This window comes from Aeromonas aquatica (assembly GCF_000764655.1).
GTDB lineage: Bacteria > Pseudomonadota > Gammaproteobacteria > Enterobacterales > Aeromonadaceae > Aeromonas > Aeromonas aquatica.
This window is the reverse complement of the sequence record NZ_JRGL01000093.1, coordinates 1-23683: the sequence shown is the minus strand read 5'-3', so window position 1 is coordinate 23683 and position 23683 is coordinate 1. Positions and strand designations below refer to the sequence as shown.

Here is a 23683-nt window from a genome sequence, read left to right as displayed (position 1 = left end):
GGTCGCCTTGAGGAGCCGCCGCACCGGCCTGATTCAGGCCCTGTCGATCTCTATGGTCAGGTGCACCAGCTCCTCGTGGATGGCGAGCCGCTCGCGGATCTGCCGGGCCGGTACGGGTTCCTCCATCAGCAGCGACAGCACACCGGCGTATTGCCCCTGTCCGACCCGCCAGACGTGCAGATCGCGGATCTCGGTGCTAGGCAGGTCGCCGATCACCTCGCGGATCTCCTCCACCACGGGCGCATCCATCTCCGCATCCAGCAGCACCAGCCCGGTGTCGCGCAGCAGGCCCTTTGCCCAGACCGCCACCAGCACGGCCCCCACTATGCCCATCAGGGGATCCAGCCAGTCGGCCCCCCACAACATGCCCCCCACCAGCGCGAAGATGGCCAGCACCGAGGTCGCCGCATCCGCCAGCACGTGGATATAGGCTGCGCGCAGGTTCAGATCCTGATGCTCGTGCCTGCCGCCGTGCTCATGATGAGCGTGGCCATGATGATGATCATGGTCGTGACCGTGATGATGGCCCTGATCGTCCTTGAGCAACCAGGCACAGGCGAGATTCACCAGCAGGCCAAGCAGGGCGATGCTGATCGCCTGCTGATAGTGAATGGGGCTGGGATCCAGCAACCGGGCCACCGACTCGAACAGCATCAACCCCGCCACTCCCACCAGCAGCAGGGCGCTGGTGAAGCCGCCAAGCACCTCTATCTTCCAGGTACCGAAGCTGAACCTGTGGTCCCTGGCATAGTGGCGGGCGGCGCGATAAGCCAGCACCGAGAGGCCGAGGGCCAGGGCGTGGGAGCTCATGTGCCAGCCGTCGGCCAGCAGCGCCATGGAGTTGAACACCCAGCCCCCCGCGATCTCCGCCACCATCATGATGAGGGTGAGCAGCACGGCCCAGCGGGTCTTCTGTTCGGCCAGCGGATTGCCCTGGTGTACCACGGGTTGCTGGCAGTGTGAGGCGACGGACGACATGAATTTCTCCTGCGGGGCACGATGCAATATACTATACCCTAGTATAGTTTTATCGCGCGAGAGGATCCTGCATGTCACACACGGTACACAACAAGAAGAAGCTGCTGGCCAGAGTCCGCCGCATCAAGGGGCAGACAGGGGCGCTGGAGAGCGCGCTGGAGCAAGGGAGCGACTGCGCCGCCATCTTGCAGCAGATAGCGGCCATTCGCGGCGCCGTCAACGGCCTGATGCTGGAGGTGCTGGAGGGTCACATGCGCGAGCACCTCGGCGCCGCCGAGGCGACCCCGACCGAGCGGCTTGAGGATCTGGATCAGGTGGTGCGGGTACTGCGCTCCTACCTCAAATAAACCGGCCAGGAATTGGCATAACCCGCGTGGCTTGGTGCATCCTCGCCGGTACAGCCTGCGGCATAGGAATACGCGCCCCCAAGTGGCTGGAGCCCCCGCTGACGTGGTTGGCCTCACTGTCACAAAAAGATCGCCGGTTGTCGTGGCTGCTCATCTCCCCGCTTTCTGCCACGGCTCTCGGCGGTGTCATGCTCGTTGGCCAGCCTGCCGATGCTTTTCCCTTGCTCCCAACCTATTCTCAAACAGGAAGAATCACAGGCCACACCTCGTCCTTTTCATCGTTCAGATTTTATTCTGCCAGGGTTGCCAGAACCGCCACGACGGGACGGTGAGGGCTCCCCCGCCATCAGTGAGGATGGTTTATGTCTCGTTCAAATACACCGCAGGGAAAATCCTCTTTTCTGACTGGCTATTTGATCCTGCTGGCCATGCCGCTGCTGCTGGCCATGCTCACGCTCTATATCGTCTCAAAGCTCCACTATCAGGACACCATCGAGCAGAAACTGGTATCGATCAACCATGCCCTGTCGCTGGCCGAAGGGGACATTCACAGGCAGCTAGTGCGGGCACTGGGAACCTCCATCACCGCAGACAAGATCATCCCCATCGCGCAATCCGATAAGAGCAAAAAGTACTACAGGGACATCTGGCGGGATCAGGTCAAACAGAACGATCTGTTGAGTGTCATCTTCTACGCCAACTCCAGCGGGGAGTGGTTCTCCAGCGATGATCAGCAGGATTTTCGCTTCTCCATCGAGCACAACAGCAACGCTGTCGATCCGCGCACCCGGGTCTGGTTCAAGGGGGCAGAGGCCGTGCCGGGGAACTATTACTGGTCCCCTCCCTATGAAGATGCGCTGACCCACAGGATGACCATCACCGTGGCTCGCCTCATCGACCACCACGACGGCACCTCGTACGGTGTCGTCGGGGCCGACATCGATCTGCCGGCCTGGTCACAGCGGCTGGATGCCATGCTGAGCCGGGACAACGCCCTGCAGCACCTGTTGCTGAACAGGGCGAGCAACCGGATACTGGTCCACTCCAATCCCAACCGGATCGGCCTGTTATTCGCACCGAGTTGGTCCAATCAGCTGGTCGGCACCACCGGCTCCTTCTATTCGTCGGACGAGGATGAATTCGTTGCCTACTCGACCGTACCCGCTCGCCCCGAGCTGCTGGCCATCACCATCCAGCTGCGTCGTGACAAGGCGGCGCTGCGCTACGGCACCATGGTGCTGGTGGTGACCATACTGACCGGCACCCTGTTCGTGCTCGCCGCCATCATCTTCCGGCTGAAGATCGAGCGACTGATCGCCACCCTGCTACAGACCGTCAAGCAGTTGCGGGTCATGTCCCAGGAGGAGCAGCTCAGCCACCTGGACAAGATCCATCTGCCCGAGGCCCATGTGCTCAAGCAGGAGATCTCCATCGTCTCCGAGCAGTTGAAAGCCTCGTTCGAGCGAATGAACCGTGACCCTCTGACCGGGCTCTACAATCGCCATAGCCTGAACGAGAAGCTGGCCCGGCTGCATGAAACTGACAGCGACTATGTCATGGCCATCATAGATATCGACAACTTCAAGTCGATCAACGACACCCACGGCCACGCCACCGGGGATGCAGTCCTGCGGCGGATCTCGACCCTGGGTCAGCAACTGCTGGGAGATAGAGCCTCGCTCTATCGCTTCGGCGGCGAGGAGCTCATCGCCATCTTCGAGGATATGTCGTTGGAGCTTGCCCGGCTGACCATGGACGAATGGCGGGAGATCGCCAGCACCCTGACCTGGCGTGAGGTCGGTATGCAGATAAGCTTCAGCAGCGGCATTGGCCGACGCAACGGACTGAGCCAGGAGGCCTTCTTTGTCCTGGTTGACGGCGCACTCTATCGCGCTAAGCACGCCGGCAAGAACCGCATCACCTCGGTGGATGACTATGACGATCCAGCCCCGACAGAGCAGGAATAGGTTGATACCGGACCATATGAATCAGGGAGGCGACCGACCTCCCTCTCTCTTTGAGATGGTCATCCACACAAGGGCTTGAGGCCTCGCCAGCTTTACGCCATGATGACCGCCGATCATTGATCTCCGTTTTCTGGACTCCACTTCGCAAGGACCCCCCATGTTTGAACACGTCGATGCCTATGCTGGCGACCCCATACTCACGCTCGTCGAGACTTTCCACAAAGACACCCGCGAACAGAAAGTGAACCTGGGGATCGGCCTCTATTACGATGAGCAGGGCCGCATTCCGCTGCTGGGCTCGGTACAGCAGGCCGAAGCCGCCCGCGCCGCCGCGCCGGCACCGCGCCCCTACCAGCCGATGGAAGGGGCCGCCAACTACCGCACCGCCGTGCAGCATCTGCTGTTTGGCGCCGAGCATGCCGCGGTCAAGGCCGGCCGCATCGCCACCATCCAGACCATAGGCGGCTCCGGCGCCCTGAAGATCGGGGCCGATCTGCTCAAGCGCTACTTCCCGACCTCAGAGGTCTGGGTCAGCAATCCGACCTGGGACAACCACAAGGCCATGTTCGAGGGGGCCGGCATCAAGGTGCACGACTATCCCTACTACGATGCCGCCACCGGCGGCGTCAACTTCGACGCCATGCTGGACTGCCTCACGACCCTGCCGGCCAAGAGCATCGTGTTGCTGCACCCCTGCTGCCACAACCCGACCGGGGTGGATCTCTCCCGCGCCCAGTGGGATCAGGTGATCGCGCTCGTCGTGGATAAGGGGCTGATCCCCTTTATGGATATCGCCTACCAGGGCTTCGGTGACGGCCTGGAGGAGGATGCCTACGCCATCCGCGCCATGGTCGATGCGGGGGTCAGCTTCTTCGTCAGCAACTCCTTCTCCAAGAACCTCTCCTTCTACGGTGAACGCTGCGGCGGCCTGTCTGTCATCTGTCAGGATGCGGAAGAGGCGGGCCGGGTGTTGGGTCAGATGAAGGCGACCGTGCGTCGCAACTACTCCAGCCCTCCCACCCACGGTGGCCAGATTACCGCGGCCGTGATGAACGACGCAGGGCTGCACGCCCTCTGGGTCGATGAAGTGACCGAGATGCGCACCCGCATCAAGGCCATGCGCCAGAAGCTGTTCGAGGTGCTGAGCGCCAAGGTGCCGGGCCGCGATTTTGGCTACTTCGTCAACCAACGCGGCATGTTCAGCTACACCGGCTTCACCCCGGAGCAGGTCGATCGCCTGCGTGAGGAGTTCGCCGTCTACTTGGTGCGCTCCGGTCGCATGTGCGTGGCGGGCCTCAACAGCCGCAACGTCGACTACGTGGCCGACGCCATGGCCGCCGTGCTCAAGGGCTAAGCCCCAAGCCCCGCCTCGGCGGGGCTTTTTGTTTCCCCTTCCCGCCTTTATCAGGAGCCACTATGGATCTGATCGCACTCTCTCGCCTGGGAGGACGCCATCTGGTCACCCTGCACCTGCTGCTGGACAGCCAGAGCGTCACCCGCAGCGCCGAGCGCCTCTGCACCACCCCCTCCTCCGTCAGCAAGACGCTCAATCAACTGCGCGCCCTGCTCGGGGATCAGCTGCTCTATCGCCAAGGCAATCAGCTGCTGCTCACCCCGTTCGCCGAGCGGCTCGGCCCCAGCCTGCAGCGGCTGCTGCGCGAGCTGAACGGCCTCACCAGCCAGGAGGGGTTCACCCCCGCCAGCTGGCAGGGACAGCTGAACATAGCGCTGCGAGAGAGCGGCATGGTCTGGCCCATAGGGCCCATTCTGGGTCAGTTGATGCGGGAGGTGCCGGGGATGATGCCCATCATCTGGAACAAGGACGAGCAGGCGCTGGCGCGGCTGGCGACGGGCAAACTCGACTTCGTGATCTTGCCCCACGATCAGAGCCAACCCCTGCCGAGCCACCCGGGGCTGGTGTGGGAGCCCTTGCGGGAAGACAGGCTCGTCTGCCTGCTGCGGGCAGATCACCCGGCGCTGGACAAGCCCTGGGATCTGGACGCCTATCTGAGCTGGCGCCACATCGCCATTCGCGACACCGAGCTGGCCAACCCCTTCTTCGAGCAGAGCCTGGCCCAGTTGCAGGTGCGCCGCCAGATAGGGGCCACCCTGCCGGACTTTGGCAGCGCGGCGGCCTTGCTGCGCCAGAGCGATCTCATCCTCACCGCCATCGAAGGCTGGGCGACCCAGGCCGACCTGCCGGGGCTGGTGCGCCTCGAGCCTCCCTTCGACTATGGCGCCGTGACCCACAGCCTGGTGTGGTACGGCCCCACGGGGGAAGAGCCCGCTCTGCGCTGGTTCCGCCAACGGATCCTGCAATTGGGGCGGGTCATGGTACAGGGATGAGCCCTGAACGGGCTCAGGGCTTTTTGGTCCGGCTCAGGGTTTCTTGGTATAGATGGGGCCGGGGAAGGAGGCGACGTTGTTGCCGAGCTCAGTGATGCGGGCCGCCCCCTGCTTGCGCACCTGGTCGATGCGCAGCACCTGATGCATGGGGATCAGGGTGCGGTTGACGTCGGCAAACTCGCTCTTGAGCTTCTCGTGACCGGGATCGACGATGAGCGCCGTGTGGTTGTCCCAGACGAAATTCGCTATCTCGATGAAGCCGAACAGTGGACCCTGATTGACCTCCCTGACATAGACCTCGTAGCGCTCGCTGTGGCAAATAAACTGCACTCGGTATAAGGCGTTGGCTTCACTCATATTTATCTGTTGATGGTGGGCGGTTTTCCCATTCTAGCCGTCACTTCGCGCACGCCATATAGACGAACTTCACAGTTGCGTCATATCGGGTCTCAAAGCGCTTAACCTGCCTGTCACCCGATGGCGGGCAGTGAGACAGGGCCAAACCCCTTGGCCATCAGGGCATTGGCCAGCATTTGCAACTCATCCATGCCGGCCTCCCGCCAGCTCAGCGCCGCTCCGCGTACCCCGTGATGGCGAAAACCGTTGAGGCGGATAGAAACGGGACCGAGACTTCGCAAGAAGGCGCAGAGACCGGCGTCCAGCTCCCCCCGCACATCGACGAAATCTGTTCTGCCCGGCACATGGAGCAGCCGCAGTTCCGTCAGCTTGCCGCACCGTGCCAGCAGTTGCAGAGAGGCCAGCACCCGCTCGCGATCGTAGCCGGTCAGCGCACGGTGCACGGGATCCCGCCACCCCTTGAGATCGAGCATGGCGCCATCCAGCACCGGCAGCAGCCGCTGCCAGCCCGCCGGGGCCAGGGAGCCGTTGCTGTCCAGCAGACAGCTCAGGCGAGCGAGCCCGGGGTCGGCCTTGATGGTGGTGAACAGGGCGATCACAAAGGGCAGCTGGGTGCTGGCCTCCCCGCCGGAGACGGTGATGCCGCTCAGCAGCGGGCCATAGCGGCGCAACTGCGCCAGCACCTCTGCCACCGACATGACCATTGTCTTGGGGCTGGCCTGGCGCGGGCAAAGGTCGGTGCAGCGATCGCAATGGGTACAGAGTGCCGCCTGCCAGCTCACCCGCCCCTCCTCGAGCCGCAGGGCGCCGCTCGGACAGGCGGGCACGCAGTCGCCACAGTGATCGCACAACCCTATGGTGTGCTGGTTGTGGCAACCGGGACAGCGAAAGTTACACCCCTGCAGGAAGAGCACCAGACGATTACCCGGCCCGTCCACGCAGGAGAAGGGTAATATTCTGCTGACGATGGCGGTCCTCGTCAGCAGCCGGCTCGGGTCAGCGCTCACCCAGGCGGCTCTCACGCCCGATGACCCTGGGGGCCCGCTGGCGAATGCCGGTCAGCTCGCTGGCCTCGGCGCCGAGGCAGGTGGTCTGCAAGCGCGAGCCTTCGGCCGCGAAGCGGGCCACGTCGCTCTTGCGGATCATGTAGCCGGTCACCCGCACCAGATCGCTGTCCCCTACGTTGGCGCTGAACTCCCGCATGCCGAGGACGAAGGCCCCCTTGCACAGCTGGAGCAGGGCCTGGGGGTTCTGACGTATGGTGGGATCCAGGGTCAGGATCTCGCTGATGCCGGAGCCGTAAAAACCGTGGTGTGGCGCCAGCGCCAGCACGTGGCTGGCGGGATCCGGCTCCTCCCCATAGGGGATGCGCACCCCGGGCGTCACGTCCCGATCCAGGCTCAGCCCGCCCTGGGCATGGAGCAGGGCGCGCCCACCCCAGGCATGGGGTTGGGGTCTGTTGGTCACATAGCCAGAGAGCTGGGCCGAGATGCGATAGCCGAGCCGGTTCGCCTCCTCGTCCCGGCCGTAACGCTCGGGCCGATTTTCCTTGTCCATCAGGATATTGACCGCCTCCGCCATGCCATAGATGCCATACATGGGCACGAAGCGCCCCTCCTCGATCAGTCCCTCCTGCACCAGGAAGCTGTCGAAGAAGCCGGATTCTCGATGCAGGAAGCGGGCACGGGCCTCGATGAGCAGGGAGGCCTGCTCGCAATAGTGGGGCAACCAGGTCTCCAGGAAGTCGTCGATGCCGGCACTCTGCTCGGCCACCCCCTTGAGGGAGATCCGTACCAGGGTGTTGGCACCGCCCCCCAGCGGCAGCGCGTTATAGCAGCTGACGATGCCAAACCCGCGGGCATCGAAGGTATCTCTGTGCAGCGGATAGTTGACGATGTGGGGTTTGCCGCACGAGGCGATATTTTGTACCGCCTGCATCAGCAAGGGATCCGGAGTTTGGGCGGGGTCGTGGAACAGGCTGAGGTTCGGCGCCACCTGCTTGAGCTCGCCGTCGATGCGCAGGATCAGCCGGCAGAGTCGGTTGTCATCCGGCCCTATGTTGACGTGCATGAAGGCGTCTGGCAGCACCCTGTCCAGGTAGATCCAGAAGCGCCTCAACTTGCCATGGAGGCTCTCGTCGTCCAGCGCCCCGACGAAGGGCAGCAGCAGGTGATCCAGCCGCCCCAGCCAGACCGGCATGCCGGTCACCGAGGGCACGTGGTGATAGAGGATCCGCAAGGCATCCAGCGCCTCGTCGAAGTCTTGCGGTGGCGCCAGCTCCAGCCAGGGGGATCCCTGACTCAGGAATCGTTGGTAATCCGGCAGCACGTAGCGCGGCTTGTAGGGGGCGTGCCCCTCGAACATATCGCACAGCACCCCCTGCGCCATGGCATCGATGACGCTAGTGGGCAGGTCGGGGTAAGGCAGGGCATTCTCGGCGGCCAGCGCCAGGGCGTGGCTTTTTTGGGACGGCGAGAGCAGAGGGTCGCGCACTATGCGCTGACAGGTGGCGGTGAGGGACATGGGAGGCTCCGAAGCGGATGAGGACTAAATCCTCACACTTGCAGGGCCTTATTTGAAGTGACATTCACAACAGAGCGGATGTCCATAATGAACATCCGCTGCGTGCGATCACGGCTTATCCCAGCCAGGGCAGCAGGGCGAGCAGGCCCCCCTGCCAGCGCAGCAGGAAGAAGCCCCCCATGCCGACCACCACCACCAGCAGGGTCGGCAGCCGCAGCAGGGTCAGGGCCGTCACCAGCAGGGTCGCCGCCAGATAGTCGGGATCCCAGTCCAGCCCCTTGCCAGGTTCGTAGCTGAAGACGATGGGCAACCAGATAGCGGTCAGCACCGACTGGGCCGAGAAGCTGAGGAAGGCCCCCATCTCGGCGCCGGGTTGATAACGGGTCAGCCGCGAGAAGAAGGCGAAGCGGTTGAAGAAGGTGATCAGGGTCAACAGCCCTATCATCAGCCAGCTCATGATTACCTCCTCATCCGGTGCAGCAGGTAGCCCACCAGCATGCCGGCCAGGGCCGAGATAATGATGGTGTAGACCTCCGCCAGTAGCCCTATCATCAGCCAGCTCATGATTACCTCCTCATCCGGTGCAGCACATATCCCACCAGCATGCCGGCCAGGGCCGAGATAATGATGGTGTAGACCTCCGCCAGTAGCCCTATCTTCAGCCAGCTCATGATTACCTCCTCATCCGGTGCAGCACATATCCCACCAGCATGCCGGCCAGGGCCGAGATGATGATGTAGACCTCCGCCAGCAGCGGCTTGGTGAGCAGGGCCGTGCCACCGCTCACCAGGGTCGCCGCCACCATGGGCAGGTTCTTCATCGCCGGGATCGTCATGGCGATGAAGGTCGCCGCGATGGCAAAGTCCAGCCCCATGTGATCCAGCCCCTCGATGTACTGGCCGGCGGCGATGCCGAGCAGGGTCGCAAGATTCCAGAACAGATAGAACACGAAGCCCGCGATCAGCGCGTAGGCGGGATTGAAGGCGCCGCTGCGCTCCCTGTCTTTGAGCGCCACCGCGAACATCTCGTCGGTCAGGAAGAAGGCCAGGCTCGCGCGCCAGCGCAGGGAGAGCGGCAAGACATCGCGGCGGAAGGTGAAGCCGTACAGCAGGTGCTGGGAGGTGATGACGAAGGTGGAGCCGACGATGGGCAACAGCGGCGTACCCGCGCCGAACAGGGTGGTGGCCGAGAGCTGGGCCGCGCCGGCATAGACCAGCAGCGACATCAGCTGGGCCTGGAGAGGGCTCAAGCCCACCTGCAGCGCTAGGGCGCCACACAGGATCCCCCAGGGGATCACCGAGACGGAGAGCGGGAGAATATCGAGGGAGGCACGCCACCAGAGCGCGCCCGTACTCTCGACCCCGGCTTGCTGGGGGCGAGTTTGCAAAGTCATGAGGTCATCCTTGTCCTGTCAACGAGAACGGAAAAACCTAACACAGCACCTGGCCAGATGCCATGCCGTCGTCAGGCGATTCACGCAATGACAGCAAGGGGAGATGACAGGCCCGCCCCTGCATGGCGATGCGGGGACGGGCCTGAGCAGGGGATCTCGAGGATCAGGGTTCGATGACGATGGGGGTGCCGGGTTCGATGGCGCTCCACACCTCATCCAGATCGTGGTTCAGCATGGCGATGCAGCCATTGGTCCAGTTGGACGGCTGCAGACGGCGGTTGCCGATGTCGTTACGCTGACCATGGATCATGATCATGCCACCCGGATTGACTCCCTTCTCGTTGGCCGACTTGATGTCGTCCAGGTTCGGGTAGTTGATGTGGATGGCCTTGTAATAACCGGAGTTGGTCTTCTTGTAGTCGAGGGTGTAGCGCCCTTCCGGCGTACGCTGATCCCCTTCCCGCTGCTTGTGTCCCATGGGGGCCGGGCCCAGGGCGATCCAGTAGCGTTTGACCTCCTTGCCATCCTTCATCAGGGTCAGGCTATAGGTCGACTTCTTGACCACCACCATGTCCGCAGACAGGGTCGCAAAACTTAAGGCGGGCCACAGACCCAGCAAACACAACAATACGGCTTTCATTCCATCCCTCGACAAGCCTTCAGGGCTTTATTGTTAGCAAATCATCTGAATGTCGCCACTCTCGGGTGGCGAGCGAGCGCCATGATATGGGATCGCCATCAATACTCAATATATCCAGAGAAACATATCTGAAGCCAGCCTCACGAAGGGGATTGAGCCCCTCCACCCCGGCCCCATCAATTGATAATGGAAACAGTTATATAGCCGATTTCTGCGGCTGGCGCTCACCATCAGGATCGGCGAAGATGCCCACTTTGCCCTCCTCCAGGATCCCGCCTCATGCGACCACTGCGCCTGTTCTTGCTCTTGCTCCCCGCCCTGCTGTGGCTACCGCAGACGCTGGCCGCCCCGCTTCAATTGCAAGGCGAGACCCTGAGCTATCTCATCGACCCCGACACCCTGGCCATCTCGGTCAACGGGGTGCAGGTCAGCGCGGGACAGAGCGCCCGCCAGGTCGATCGGCTGCAACAGGATGAACAACAGGCCAGCTGGCAGTGGCCGGCCCAGGAGACCCGGGTCGAGGTGCGGCTGGACGGGGAGGATCTGCTGCTGACCCTGATCAGCAGCGGCCCTCGCCAGCTCAGTTGGTACAGCCTGCCGAAGAACCAGACCCACCTCTCCATGGCGTTCGGTGAGGGCAGTCGCTTCTCGGTGCGTGACAGCGACTGGCTCGGCTACATAGGAGACGAGCTGACCGAGCTCGATACCCACCATGATCTCAAGCTGCCCCTGTGGAGTCAGGACGCGGGCAAACGAACCTACAGCTGGATACTGCAGAGCTCCTACGACAACAAGCTCAGCTTCAGCCGCAAAGGGGGGCGCCTGCAGCTTGCCGCCAGCCACGAGTTCAACCACTTCAATCCCGCGCCGCTGGAAGTGCGCCTGAGCGTGGGGGATGACTGGCTGGCCGGGGCGCGCCGCTACAGGGAATGGCTGCAGGCCGAGGGAGCCTGGCAGTCCCTCGCGGACAAGTTCGCCCGCATCCCGGCGGGCCGTCGGCTGATCGGCGCCAGCCACCTCTATCTCTGGGGGGATGACCTGCTGGACCGGCAGGACGTGACCGACTGGCCCGGCCTGCAGGCCAAACTCATCCAGAAGCCGGAATGGCTCAAAACCTTCAACACCGAGGAGCGCGAGGCGCTGGCGGCCCCCAGTCCCCAGCCGTGGCAGCAGACGCTGATCATGGCGGGCCTCAACCGGCTGATTGAACGCCAGCTGCCGCTGCCGGCCCAGCAGGGCCCCGTCAGTCAGGGCAAGGTGCTGGCCCTGCGCCAGCAGTGGGTCAAGGGCCAGTTCGGCGAGCAGCTGGTGACCCGGGAGCGCTGGGGCCAGGGACTGTCGCTGCCGGTGCTCGAGGCGCTGCAACAGGCGGGACTGCGCAAGCTCTGGCTCGGCACCCCCCAGTGGACGGCGGCCCTGCAGCAGGATCAGGCCCTCGCCGCCGCCAAGCGCCTCGGCTATCTGGTGGGCAGCTATGACTCCTACGATACCGCCATCGCCCCGGGCAGCAACGACAGCTGGCTCACCGCCCAGATCCCGCCGGAGCTTGGCAAGCGCTGCGCCATCGTCGAGGCCGACGGCAAGCCGAGACCGGGCTTTGGCGGCGAGGGCGTCTATCTCAACCCCGGCTGTACCCTGCCCTACGCCAAGAGCCGCATGAGCGAGCTGGCCAAGGCCAGCGGCATCAACAGCCTGTTCCTCGACGTCGATGGCACCGCCATGGCCTCCAGTGACTACAGCCCGGCCCACCAGCAGGGCAGCGCAGCCATGGTCGCCGCCCGCAACGCCCGCATGGGCTGGGTCGGGGAGCGGCTCGGGCTGGTGCTGGGCTCGGAAGACGGCAACGCCCTCACCAGCAAGCCCCTGATGTTTGCCCACGGCGTCCAGAGCTGGGGCTTCGGCTGGACCGACGCCGCCATGCGCAAGCAGCCCAAGTCCCCCTACTACCTCGGCAAATGGTGGCCAGACGAGGCGCCCCAGGTCTTCTTCCAGCCCGCCCGGCTCAAGCCCCGCTACCTCAAAACCGTGTTCAACCCGACAGACAGGCTGCCGCTCTACCAGGCGGTGTTCCACGATTCGGTGATCAACAGCCACCACTGGCTGCTGGACAACCTCAAGTTCCCCGCCATCCGGGAGGAGCGCGCCCTGCTCGGCCTGCTCTACAACACCCCTCCTCTGGTCAACCTGAGCCGCAGCACCCTCGCCAGCCGCCTGCCTGAGCTGGTCAGACTGGACGCCCAGTTCGGGCCCCTGCACGAGGCGCTGTGGGACAAGGCGCTGGTGGGCTTCCGCTGGCGGGACGGGGCGGGGCGGGTGCAGGAGACCCGCTTCTCCGACGGCAGCCGGCTGGTGGCAAACTTCGGCAACAGCAGCATCCAGATCGATGGTCACAAGCTGCCGGGCAGGCAGTTGCTGGTGGCCCTCAAGGACAAGCCCGTCACCCTGTTGAAGATCTGAGCGCCCCAAAATGAAAGAGCCCTGCCAACTGGCAGGGCTCTTCGTTTGCAGGATGGTTCAGACTGCCACAGCGGACTCGGCCCCATAGTGGCGGCGGATCCAGGCCTCGAAGTCCGCCAGCATGCGCGCCTCGGATTCGCTGTTGTCGGCGATGAGCTCGGCGCCGTGCACGACCCGGATCCTGGCATTGAGCGGGGTGCCGTCACCGGCGAGGGGTCGCTGGCCCGCGGCCGCCATGCAGGCTGTGGCCGTCGCCCAGGCTTCGGCCACGCTCTGGTTGCACGCCCGGGCCAGGGGTCCGGCGCTGAAGCCCTCGCCGGTGAGGCTCTGCAGCGTCTGATCATGGGTCATACCGTTGCCCGGCCCCCAGTAGTGGGCGGCGAGATCCGGGCCTATGCGCGGGTTGTCGGTGAGGTAGCCGTCCCGGCGCAGGAAGTAGGCGCGGGTCTGCTCCACCGCCATCAGCGCCAGCAGGTAGCCGTGATAGGCACAGGCCGATTCCTGATTGAGCAGGTGCGGGATGGCCAGCAGCGGGCGGGGGCTCTCCACCCCCAGGATCTTGCGCTCCCACCGACGGGCCAGCGCCAGCACGGCGGCCGGGGTGCGCTCGGCCTCGTCCATGGCGTAGAGATCCCGCTCGAAGTAGGTCACCAGCGCAATCTGGCGCTCGTTGAAGGCCCGGAACGGCTGGCGGGCCTCGAGCATGGCCTGGATCAGTGCGTCAGGAATTTCCTCCCCCGCGGCGTTCCTGGCGTAGCGCTTGAGCCAGTCCGCATCGTCCAGCAGGCTGTCGCAGAACATGGACTGGGTCTCGGCATAGGCCATGGAGGTAGGCGGAAACTCCTGGGAGAAGCAGGGCGCGTTGCCGGTGACGTTGGCAAAATGCGCCGCATGGCCCCCCTCGTGGAACAGGGTGTTGAGACCGCTCCAGCCGCTGCCGACCTGGGCCGGATCCGCCAGGCTGGTGAAGTTGACCACGGCGGGCACCCACTGACCCTCCTGCCAGAAACTCGGCACAGGGCCGTGGCAGAAGCCGTTCTCATATTTCCCCTCCCGGGTCAGCAGATCCAGGGTCAGGGTCGCGTCTCGGTACTGGATGCCGAGCCGGCGGAAGCTCTCGACCCAATCCTTCAGCGCGCGCGCGAACGGCACATAGGGATCGAGCTGGCGGGTCACGTCGCCACTGACGCTGTAGCGCAGGTTGTGGGGCAGGAGCGCCGCCTCCCCCTTGGCCGCTTTCAACTCGGCCAGACTCTGGTGCAGGCGCAGCTCGGTGCGGGCGATGAAATCATCGAGCACGGCGAACAGCTGCTCCGGGCTCATCTGCTCGTTCTTGCGCACCTTGTACTCGAAGTAGTCCCGATAGCCCATGGCGCGGGCGAAGCGGTTGCGAAGCGCCACCACCTCGAGGAAGCCGTTGTCCACCACCCACTGCTCCAGGGTATGGAACATGGCGATGGCGCTCTGACGTACCGGCTCGCTCGCACTGGCGGCCAGCGCCGTGCTGGCGGCGGGCAGGCTGCCGACCACCGTCTGGCCCTGCTCATCCAGCAGGCTGAGCTTGAGCTCCCGACGGCGGGCAAAGAGCGCCGCCTCGGCGGCCACCAGCTCGTCCATCAGAGCGGCGGCAGCTGGATCCTCGATCACGTTGCATTCGAAGAAGGCTACCCAGCCAGCCAGGCCGCGCTTGAGTTCGGTCTCTTCGGCCTGAGCCTGCATCTCGCGCAGCACCGGCAGCCGGGCGGGATTGGCGCAGAACGTCTTGTAGGCCTGCTCGGCGGCGGTAAAGCCCGCCTGATCGTCGCTGGTGCCCATGTAGGTGGACCAGAACAAGTCCTCCTTGCGCCTGTGTACCCGCAGGTAGTCGGCGTTGAGCTGGTTCAGGTAATTCCTGGCAATGGAAGTCATAAGGTCCCTCTTGTTATCGGTGGCGGCTGAGCCGCCTTGCCTTGTGATGATGCCCGGCCGTGGCCGGACAAGGGGCGCCGGGATGCGCCTCACCACGCTATCAAAAGCCGTTATCCATGTCTGTAGCACCGGCGACCCTGACCAGGCCCTGTCTCACGAGGTCTTGCTCACCGGCAATAAACAATGCATTAGATTTGCATGTTAATTAAGCGGAAGGGGGGCATCCGCCCAAAGTGGGCCATCCAATAGCCATTTAAAAACAGAAAGTTAAGTATTGGCTCTACTCCGACGAGATCAAGCTGTAAAGATTTACACTTAATAATTTAATCAAAATAAGACATGATGGCACCGCGTCGTCAAACGCGACGCAATGACCCTATATGTAGTCATTTGGCAAACTGGTTGAAAGGCCAGGACGCAAAGCCTCCGGTCTAAAGACGTCTCGTCCAGGATAGCGGGGTTGCAGCACCGTATTTCGGGGAAGGCCCCAGCCAACTTGACTGCCCACATCTGTCGAACAGAGGAATGTATGGCAGCAAAAACTCAACTCAATCACCTCGCGGCGGCGCTCGCGCTGCTGGCCAGCGGCGGCGTACTCGCCCATGGCTATATCAATCAGCCGGAGGCACGCAACTATCTGTGCAAGACCGGCGGCAACAGCCAGTGTGGCGCCGTCCAGTGGGAGCCCCAGAGCCTGGAGGCGCCGTCCGGCTTCCCCAATGGCGGCCCCGCCGACGGTCAGATCGCCTCGGCCGGCCACCCGCAATTCGGTGAGCTCGACGTTCAGACCAGCGATCGCTGGACCAAGCGCCCGGTGCAGGCAGGACCCTTCGCCATCAGCTGGAGCTTCACCGCCAACCACGTGACCCGCAACTGGCGTTACTACCTCACCAAGCAGGATTGGAACCCGAACCAGCCGCTGACCCGGGACTCCTTCGATCTGAACCCCTTCTGCGTCATCGACGGGGGCATGGTACAACCACCCAAGCAGGTCACCCACAACTGCACCCTGCCGGCCCGCACCGGCTATCAGGTGATCCTGGGAGTCTGGGAGGTGGGTGATACCGCCAACAGCTTCTACAACATGATCGATGCCCAGTTCGATGGTGGCACCCAGCCGCCGCTGACCTGGAGCCAGGGCGGGACCATCTACCCCTCCACCGATCTGGTGGCCGGCGACAAGGCCAAGACCCGGGTGTTCGACGCCAACGGCGAACGCACCGATCTGCAGACGGTGCTGACCATCGGCTCCTCCGAGCAGGGTCAGAAGAACAACTGGGCCCACGATCTGGCCGCCAAGATCAATACCGAGCAGAGCCAGATCCGTGCCGGCCAGCAGGGCACCGATGGCCAGTTCAACCCGGTTTACGGGCAGAACCCCATCTACCTTAAGGCGGGCAGCAACCTGCAACGGGTCGAGGTCCAGCTCGAGCAGCAGCAGCCTCCGGTGAACGACAGCATCAGCGTGAGCGGCCTGGAAAGCGAATACCTGCTCGACAACGGCAAGGTCACCCTGGCCTTCAGCGTCACGGCCCAGGGGGATCTCGCGGTCACCAACACCCTGTATGACCATGGCGGTGCCGCCAAGGGACAGACCAGTGCCGACATCAAGGACAGCAGCCAAAGCTTCACCATGGCGGTCAGCGGCCTGAGCGCGGGTCACCACCAGCTGGTGATCGAAGGCAAGCCAAAGGCAGGCGGTGCCTCCCTGCAGCAAACCCTGGACCTGATGTTCAAGGATCCGGCCAGCGGCGGCGACTACCAGTACCGCTTCCCGGAGGGGTTGAAGTCCTATGTGGCCGGCACCAAGGTGTTGCAGCCCAAGAACGGCAAGACGTATCAGTGCAAGCCCTACCCCTACAGCGGCTGGTGCACCATCTGGACGAGTTCGGCCACCCAGTATGAGCCCGGAGTGGGCACCAACTGGCAGGATGCCTGGACAGCCCTGAACTGAGCCCGCAACTCCTGAACAGAAGAGGCCCGAGCGGCCTCTTTTTTTGTGCCTGTTATCCGGGATCCCGGTGCCTTGAGCACCGCGAGCGCCCCTGTCGGACAAACACTATGACGCAACACTACTATGACCCCCTGAGTCGCCTGCTGCACTGGCTGATGGCCGTCGTCATTCTCTATGCCACCCTGGCCGGCTATCTGATGCACCTGGTGATCGACAGTCACCCCCGGCTGTTCCAGTTTCTGTCGGTGCTGAACATGTCGATGGCCACCCTGATAGCCCCACTCTTCCTGCTGCGCTGGGGCTGGCAACATCTGAGGGCTCCCCTGCCCGAGAATGGTGCCAGCCATCATCACGGATGGGTCAAGCTGGCCCATGCCCTGCTCTACGGGCTGATGTTCGTCGTGCTGCTGAGCGGCTTCCTGATGCTGGAGCAGGATTACCCCCTGTTCTGGCTCTACCCGATCGCCAATCCGATCGACAACCCCGAGGTCAATGCCTTCTTTTTTCGTGTTCACCGCCTCGCTTGCCTGTCGCTGGCCACCCTGGTCATGCTGCACGTGGTTGCGGCCCTCTACCACCACAGGATCAAGGGCGATCGCACCCTCTACCGCATGCTGGGGCCCCACACCGGTAAATAGGCCGACGGCGTCTCGTAGCGGAGACAGGCTTTCCATCGATGGCTGATAAACAAACAGGGAGCCAAAGGCTCCCTGTTTTCTCATCTCGCGGCAGGCATCAGATCTGGTAATCGAGCTGCGGTTCGTTGCCCATGGCCCGCGCCTGAATATCCGCCAGCGCCAGCTCGGGGTTGCACAGCTGGATGAACTGCCAGGCAAAGTTGTGCTGGAACTGCCCCTGCTTGAGGCCGATCCAGGCGGTGTGCGGCGCAAACAGCCGGCTACCGTCGAGCTGCACCAGCCCCTTGTCGCGCTGGGCGTCGAACGCCATGTCCGCCAGTATGCCGACCCCCATCTCCAGCTCGACATAGGTCTTGATGACGTCTGAATCCTGGGCGGTCAGCAGGATCTGCGGCGCTATCCCCGCCTCGGCGAAGGCCTCGTCCACCCGCGCCCGGCCGGTCAGACCCGATTGATAGGTGACGATGGGCCAGTGCGCCAACGCCGCCAGGGTCAGATCCCGCTCGGCGGTCAGGGGATGCTGCTCGGGCACCACTATGTTGTGGTGCCAGCGGTAATAGGGGAAGGCCACCACCCCTTCGCTGCGATCGAGCTGCTCGCTGCTGATGCCGATGTCCACCTCGCCGGTCTGCACCAACCGCACTATCTCCTCCGGGCTGCCCTGGCGCAGCTCCAGTTGCACCAGAGGAAACTGCTCGCGAAACGCCTTCACCACCCGTGGCAACGCGTAGCGCGCCTGGGTATGAGTGGTCGCCACCAACAGCCGGCCCGAGTCGCGGTTCGCGAAGGTGCTGGCCAGCTTGCGGATGTTGTTGGCATCCCCCAGGATGCGCTCGGCGATCACCAGCAGCTCTTTGCCCGGCTCCGTCATGCCGAGCAATCGCTTGCCGTAGCGAATGAACAGTTCGATGCCGAGCTCTTCCTCCAGCTCGCGAATATGGCGGCTGACCCCGGACTGGGAAGTAAACAGGGCATTGGCGACCTCGGTCAGGTTGTAGTCCCGCCGAGCCGCTTCACGAATAATGCGTAGTTGCTGAAAGTTCACGTCATCGCCTCCTGCGCTGACCAGCCGCGTGGGGCTGGCCCCGCGGCCTTGTTATCTGTTTCAAGCCTGAACTCACTCGATGGATGCACAGCGCCCTAGATCTGGTAGTCCGGATAGAGCTGGGCCTGCCTGGCCACCAGGCGCACGCCTTGACCCGGCGTCAGCGCACGGGCCGCCTCTTTGCTCAATTCGACCTCATAGTGAGCCCCTTGGGTGTCACCTATGCCCCGCAGCTCGACCCGGATCCGCGGCCCCATGGGCAGCAGACGGGTGATGGTGGCACTGATGCCGCCGATCGCCTCCGCCGGCAGAATATCCAGCTCGTGGGGACGCACATAGGCGATGGCCGCGCTGCCCTGAGCCAAGTGAGATGCCGCCGAGCCACCCAGTCGCTGTTCGCCGATGCCGAGCCCCTGCTCCGCCACCCGCCCGCGGAACAGGTTCACGCTGCCGAGGAAGCTGTGCACGAAGGAGCTGGCCGGCTGGTCATAGACCTCGGCCGGGGTGCCTATCTGCTCGACTCGACCGGCATTCATCAAGACGACTCTATCCGCCACCTCCAGCGCTTCCTCCTGATCGTGGGTCACGAACAGGCTGGTGACGTGCAGCTCGTCGTGCAATTCCCGCAGCCAGCGGCGCAACTCCTTGCGCACCTGGGCATCGAGGGCACCGAACGGCTCGTCCAGCAGCAGCACCTTGGGCTGTACCGCCAGGGCGCGAGCCAGGGCAACTCGCTGACGCTGGCCGCCGGAGAGCTGGGTCGGATAACGCTCGGCCACGTGGCTGAGCTGCACCAGATCCAGCAGCTCCTTGACCCGGGCGCGGATGGCGGCTTCGGCCGGGCGCTCGCTGCGCGGTTTGACCCGCAGGCCGAACGCCACGTTCTCGAACACCGTCATGTGGCGGAACAGGGCATAGTGCTGGAACACGAAGCCGACGTTGCGCTCACGCACGTGGAGCGCCGAGGCATCCTCCCCGCGGATGATGACGCTGCCGCTGTCGGCCTGCTCCAGCCCGGCGATGATCCGCAGCAGGGTGGTCTTGCCGCAGCCGGACGGGCCCAGCAGCGCGACCAGCTCGCCGTCGTGAAAGTCGAGGTTGATGTCGGCAAGGGCCGCGAACTGATTGAAATGCTTATTGAGTTGTTGAACCTGAATGCTCATGGCTGCCTCGTTGAAACTGTGTAATCAGTGAGATTTGGTGGGCTGACCACGCAGCCGGGCTAACAGGGTTTCCCCCAGCAGGGTGAAGATCCCGAACAGGGCCAGCAGGCTGGCTACCGCGAAGGCGGCGCCAGTCTGGTACTCGTTGTAGAGGATCTCGATGTGCAGCGGCAGGGTATTGGTCTGGCCGCGAATATGGCCTGACACCACAGACACGGCGCCAAATTCCCCCACCGCCCGGGCGGTACAGAGCAGCAGGCCATACATCAGGCTCCAGCGAATGCCAGGCAGGGTGACCCGCCAGAACATCTGCAGCCCGCTCGCCCCCAGCATGATGGCGGCTTCTTCCTCTTCCGGTCCGCGCGCCTCCATCTGTGGCAGCAGCTCACGCACCACGAAGGGCACGGTGATGAAGGTAGTCGCCAGTATGATGCCCGGGGTGGCGAAGATGATCTTGATATCGTGCTCGCTCAGCCAGTCGCCAAACCAGCCGCGGCTACCGAACATCAGCACGAACATCAGCCCCGCGATGACAGGCGACACCGAGAACGGCAGATCGATGATGGTGATGAGCAGTTGTCGACCAGGGAAGCGGAAGCGGGCTATGGCCCAGGCGGCGGCTAGCCCGAACAGCAGGTTCAGCGGCACCGAGCAGAGGGTCACCAAGGCGGTGAGCCCGAGGGCGCTCAGGGCATCCGGCTCACTGATGGCGTGCCAGAAGAAGGTCAGACCCGGGGACAATGCCTGGATGAAGACGGTCGCCAGCGGCAGCAGCAGCAGGGCGGCGAACCAACCGAGGCCAAGGGTGATGAGCAGCCACTTGACCCAGACCGGCTCGCGGGTCACGGGTTGATGGGTCACTACCAAGGTCACTTGCGGTGCCTTGTCGAGTGCAATGCTGGATGCGGTCATATGCGGCTTCCTCCGATACGGGCCCAGCTCCAGGCCTGCAACTTGTTGATAATCAACAGCAGAATAAATGAGATGAGCAGCATGACGGAGGCGATGGCGGAGGCCCCGGCGTAGTCATACTCCTCCAGGTGGCTCATGATCATCAGCGGTGCGATTTCCGACACCATCGGCAAATTGCCGGCGATAAAGATAACGGAGCCGTACTCCCCTACCGCCCGGGCGAAGGCCAGGGCAAAACCGGTGAGCAGCGCCGGGATCAGGGTCGGCCAGAGCACGCGGACAAAGGTCTGCCAGCGGTTTGCACCCAGGCTGGCGGCGGCCTCTTCCTGCTCTGTCTCCGCCTCGCGCAGCACAGGTTGCAAGGTGCGCACTACGAAGGGCAGGCCGATGAAGGTCAGCGCTATCACCACTCCGATGGGGTTGTAGGCGAGCTCGATGCCAAAGGGCGCAACCCACTGACCTATCCAGCCGTTGGGGGCGAAGATGGCGCAGAGGGCGATACCGGAGACGGCGGTGGGCATGGCAAACGGCAGATCGATCAGTGCATCCACCAACCGGCGACCGGGGAAGCTGTAGCGCACCAATACCCAGGCCAGGATCAGCCCAAACAGGCTGTTGAGCAGAGCCGCGATAAAGGCAGCTCCAAAACTCAGACGAAAGGAGGCCAGCACTCGCGGGGAGCTGATCACCTGCCAGAACTCGGCGGCATTGAGATTGTTCACGGCGAACAACACCAATGCGGAGAGCGGCAGCAGCACCAGTATGCTCAGATAGAGCAGACTGAAGCCGAGGGTCGGGCCCAATCCGGGCAGGACGGAATAAGAACTTAATCGCATAACACTTCCGTTTGTTATAAATAACTTTCGATGTAGCGATTCTGCTCACTCCCGCCAGGTGCAACAAACACCAATATCGCCTTTGCTAATTACTTTTTTGTATAACAACGGCGGAACAAGGCTTTTAGAGCGATAAATATAAAAAAAGGTCTTTTATATAAATAAAAGACCTAACTAAACGGAGCTGTGGAACCGGGAACTGCGGAGTCTGTTGCTATGGGTACAGGCTAGCGAACCTGCTTGATCTCATATGGTCACCTTCCTTGTCATACATATAAAACATCAACGAAAGCTGATCGCCGCCTGCCGGCCCCATTCCGCCGGCGCTGGCTCGACCACCATCTCGGCCCGCCGATGAAGAGTGCCGAGCAGGTTGAGACCCTGGCTCCACTCCCCGTGTCCGGACTGAGCATTGATATGACCCACTTCGCCGGCATCGAACAGCGGCACCTGCCACTGACGACTCCAGTACTCGGCCCGCTCGAACGACATCCAGGGATCGTTGCGGCTGGCGATGAGCTGGGCGGATACCTTGATGAATCCCACCAGCAGTTCGTCCGGGATGCCGAAGCGGGCCGGATCCGCTGGCGCCACTATCAGGATGGAGGAGACCTTCTCCGGCTGCAGCCGGGAGGCGGCGATGGCCGTCAGGGCACCGAAGGAATGCGCTACCAAGTGGACCCGACTACGCCGGCTCCTGAGCTTGCTCGCCAGCTTGGCACTCCAGACCGTGAGGTCCGGCTTGTCCCAGGGCAGACCAACCATGCGCTGCCAGTGGGGGAAGTGCTGATGCCAGCGGCTCTGCCAGTGATCCGGCCCACTGTTGTGCAGACCGGGAACCAGGAGGATTTTGTTCATCTCGGTGCTCCTATCCGTTGGCACAGGGGCCAGCTTGGTGTGGGCTTAGCTGCCTGGTTGGTAGATCTGGTCAAACAGACCACCCTGGGCGAAGTGTTTCTTCTGAGCCTTGTCCCAATCCCCTTCCAGATCCTTGACGGTGAACAGGTTCAGGGTGGGGAACTGAGCCGAGGTCTCCTTCAGGATTGCCGGATTGCTGGGGCGATAGTGGTACTTGGCGATGATGCGCTGCCCCTCGTCGGAGTAGAGATAATCGAGGTAAGCTTTGGCGACGGCCTCGGTGCCATGTTTCTTGGCGACCTTGTCTACCACGGCAACCGGCGGCTCAGCCAGAATCGAAACGGAGGGCACCACCAGTTCAAACTTGTCGCTGGTGCCCGGCTGACCCAGTACCAGCAGGGCTTCATTCTCCCAGGCCAACAGCACATCACCGAGACCGCGCTCGATGAAGCTGGTGGTGGCGCCACGAGCACCGGAGTCCAGCACCTTTACGTTCTTGAACAGATCGCCGACGAACTGCTTGGCCCCCTCTTCACTGCCGCTCTTCTTCAGGGCATAGCCCCAGGCGGCCAGGTAGTTCCAGCGTGCCCCACCGGAGGTCTTGGGGTTCGGAGTGACGATGGCCACATCCTTGCGCACCAAGTCATCCCAGTCCTTTATCTGCTTGGGGTTACCCTTGCGCACCAGGAAGACGATGGTGGAGGTATAGGGGGAAGCATTGTTGGCCAACCGGCTCTCCCAATCCGCTGCGGTGAGGCCCGCCTTGGCCACGGCATCGACGTCATACGCCAGCGCCAGCGACACCACGTCAGCCTCCAGCCCGTCCACTACGGCACGCGCCTGTTTGCCTGAGCCGCCGTGGGACTGGCTTACCACCACGTCGTCACCGGTCTTGGTCTTCCACTCCTTGGCGAAGGCACTGTTGTACTCCTGGAACAGCTCGCGGGTCGGATCGTAGGAGACGTTGAGCAGACGGATTTCGGCGGCATTGGCCTGGCCTAGCGCCAGCAAAGAGAGCAGAGTCAGGGCGGTCATTCGCAGTTTCATGGTGATACTCCTTATCGTTGGATTGAGTACAGCATGCCGTCTCCTCGATATATCAGGAAGGAAGAAAACGCGCTTTGCTTATCTCTTTTTCAAATATAAGGAAAATTCATAACAAATAATCTGAGTAAATACAGTCCGTTATGACTTTGGTAGATCAAGCTCGTGTTAGCGCCATCAGTATGGATGAGCGAAAAATGGAGGGGCGATGCCGAGAGGAACTGGCGTCACTCACAAAGAAAAATGAGGAATCGCACCAGAATACAGGTGATGAATTGATATGAGTGAATAGCAAATATGAAAAAGCCCAGTCTTTC

The 23683-nt window shown here is 62.9% G+C and carries 21 protein-coding genes and 1 riboswitch; of the genes, 7 read left to right on the top strand and 14 right to left on the bottom strand.

The window, feature by feature from the left end; genetic code table 11:
• Window positions 1-33: 33 nt before the first annotated feature.
• The gene (dmeF, locus tag LG30_RS0110625) at window positions 34-978 is read right to left on the bottom strand and encodes a CDF family Co(II)/Ni(II) efflux transporter DmeF (protein WP_033130684.1); all 945 of its coding nucleotides are present in this window, start codon (window positions 976-978) and stop codon (window positions 34-36) included.
• Between the two features lie 71 nt (window positions 979-1049).
• On the opposite strand from dmeF, the gene LG30_RS0110620 reads away from it, so the two are divergent.
• The 4 genes from LG30_RS0110620 to LG30_RS0110605 all read left to right on the top strand — a co-directional run bounded on the left by LG30_RS0110620 (window position 1050) and on the right by LG30_RS0110605 (window position 5638).
• Complete coding sequence (locus LG30_RS0110620; RefSeq protein WP_033130683.1) at window positions 1050-1325, top strand: metal/formaldehyde-sensitive transcriptional repressor; 276 nt, start codon at window positions 1050-1052, stop codon at window positions 1323-1325.
• A gap of 362 nt (window positions 1326-1687) precedes the next feature.
• Entirely contained in the window at window positions 1688-3292 is a 1605-nt protein-coding gene (locus LG30_RS0110615; RefSeq protein ID WP_081966149.1) for a diguanylate cyclase domain-containing protein, read from the top strand.
• A 157-nt stretch (window positions 3293-3449) separates the two neighbouring features.
• The gene (locus tag LG30_RS0110610; RefSeq protein WP_033130682.1) at window positions 3450-4646 is read left to right on the top strand and encodes an amino acid aminotransferase; all 1197 of its coding nucleotides are present in this window, start codon (window positions 3450-3452) and stop codon (window positions 4644-4646) included.
• Window positions 4647-4708: 62 nt separating this feature from the next.
• Window positions 4709-5638, top strand: a complete 930-nt coding sequence (locus tag LG30_RS0110605; protein WP_033130681.1) for a LysR family transcriptional regulator — start codon at window positions 4709-4711, stop codon at window positions 5636-5638.
• A gap of 33 nt (window positions 5639-5671) precedes the next feature.
• Here LG30_RS0110605 and LG30_RS0110600 read toward each other — a convergent pair whose 3' ends face one another.
• The 6 genes from LG30_RS0110600 to LG30_RS0110575 form a co-directional block, all read right to left on the bottom strand.
• A complete protein-coding gene (locus LG30_RS0110600) occupies window positions 5672-5995 on the bottom strand; it encodes a DUF1820 family protein (protein WP_033130680.1) in 324 nt (107 codons plus the stop codon).
• 113 nt (window positions 5996-6108) lie between these two features.
• Window positions 6109-6981, bottom strand: a complete 873-nt coding sequence (locus tag LG30_RS0110595; RefSeq protein WP_033130716.1) for a YjjW family glycine radical enzyme activase — start codon at window positions 6979-6981, stop codon at window positions 6109-6111.
• 10 nt (window positions 6982-6991) lie between these two features.
• Window positions 6992-8518: a YjjI family glycine radical enzyme gene (locus LG30_RS0110590; RefSeq protein WP_033130679.1), complete on the bottom strand. Its 1527-nt coding sequence runs from the start codon at window positions 8516-8518 to the stop codon at window positions 6992-6994.
• Between the two features lie 115 nt (window positions 8519-8633).
• The gene (locus tag LG30_RS0110585; RefSeq protein ID WP_033130678.1) at window positions 8634-8975 is read right to left on the bottom strand and encodes an AzlD domain-containing protein; all 342 of its coding nucleotides are present in this window, start codon (window positions 8973-8975) and stop codon (window positions 8634-8636) included.
• 216 nt (window positions 8976-9191) lie between these two features.
• Window positions 9192-9911, bottom strand: coding sequence for an AzlC family ABC transporter permease (locus tag LG30_RS0110580; protein WP_033130677.1), 720 nt, complete (start codon window positions 9909-9911; stop codon window positions 9192-9194).
• Between the two features lie 163 nt (window positions 9912-10074).
• Complete coding sequence (locus LG30_RS0110575) at window positions 10075-10551, bottom strand: L,D-transpeptidase family protein (RefSeq protein WP_033130676.1); 477 nt, start codon at window positions 10549-10551, stop codon at window positions 10075-10077.
• A gap of 279 nt (window positions 10552-10830) precedes the next feature.
• On the opposite strand from LG30_RS0110575, the gene LG30_RS0110570 reads away from it, so the two are divergent.
• Window positions 10831-13008 (top strand): glycoside hydrolase, encoded by a 2178-nt coding sequence (locus LG30_RS0110570; RefSeq protein WP_033130675.1) that lies wholly within the window; start codon window positions 10831-10833, stop codon window positions 13006-13008.
• Between the two features lie 57 nt (window positions 13009-13065).
• On the opposite strand, the gene LG30_RS0110565 is transcribed toward LG30_RS0110570, so the two are convergent.
• Window positions 13066-14916 (bottom strand): M3 family metallopeptidase, encoded by a 1851-nt coding sequence (locus tag LG30_RS0110565; RefSeq protein ID WP_033130674.1) that lies wholly within the window; start codon window positions 14914-14916, stop codon window positions 13066-13068.
• A 382-nt stretch (window positions 14917-15298) separates the two neighbouring features.
• Window positions 15299-15384, top strand: a riboswitch (cyclic di-GMP riboswitch).
• Window positions 15385-15445: 61 nt separating this feature from the next.
• Here LG30_RS0110565 and gbpA point away from each other — a divergent pair.
• Entirely contained in the window at window positions 15446-16870 is a 1425-nt protein-coding gene (gbpA, locus tag LG30_RS0110560) for an N-acetylglucosamine-binding protein GbpA (protein ID WP_033130673.1), read from the top strand.
• 107 nt (window positions 16871-16977) lie between these two features.
• Complete coding sequence (locus tag LG30_RS0110555) at window positions 16978-17508, top strand: cytochrome b (RefSeq protein WP_033130672.1); 531 nt, start codon at window positions 16978-16980, stop codon at window positions 17506-17508.
• Between the two features lie 97 nt (window positions 17509-17605).
• On the opposite strand, the gene cbl is transcribed toward LG30_RS0110555, so the two are convergent.
• From cbl to LG30_RS0110525, 6 genes are all read right to left on the bottom strand, one after another.
• The gene (cbl, locus tag LG30_RS0110550; protein ID WP_033130671.1) at window positions 17606-18553 is read right to left on the bottom strand and encodes an HTH-type transcriptional regulator Cbl; all 948 of its coding nucleotides are present in this window, start codon (window positions 18551-18553) and stop codon (window positions 17606-17608) included.
• Window positions 18554-18648: 95 nt separating this feature from the next.
• A complete protein-coding gene (locus LG30_RS0110545; RefSeq protein ID WP_033130670.1) occupies window positions 18649-19716 on the bottom strand; it encodes a sulfate/molybdate ABC transporter ATP-binding protein in 1068 nt (355 codons plus the stop codon).
• Between the two features lie 24 nt (window positions 19717-19740).
• Window positions 19741-20628, bottom strand: coding sequence for a sulfate ABC transporter permease subunit CysW (cysW, locus tag LG30_RS0110540; protein ID WP_033130669.1), 888 nt, complete (start codon window positions 20626-20628; stop codon window positions 19741-19743).
• On the bottom strand, window positions 20625-21464 hold the full coding sequence (cysT, locus tag LG30_RS0110535; protein WP_033130668.1) for a sulfate ABC transporter permease subunit CysT: 840 nt from the start codon (window positions 21462-21464) through the stop codon (window positions 20625-20627). Before cysT ends, cysW begins: the two co-directional genes overlap by 4 nt.
• A gap of 282 nt (window positions 21465-21746) precedes the next feature.
• Entirely contained in the window at window positions 21747-22322 is a 576-nt protein-coding gene (locus LG30_RS0110530) for an RBBP9/YdeN family alpha/beta hydrolase (RefSeq protein WP_033130667.1), read from the bottom strand.
• Window positions 22323-22367: 45 nt separating this feature from the next.
• Window positions 22368-23369 (bottom strand): sulfate ABC transporter substrate-binding protein, encoded by a 1002-nt coding sequence (locus tag LG30_RS0110525; protein WP_033130666.1) that lies wholly within the window; start codon window positions 23367-23369, stop codon window positions 22368-22370.
• Between the last annotated feature and the right edge of the window lie 314 nt (window positions 23370-23683).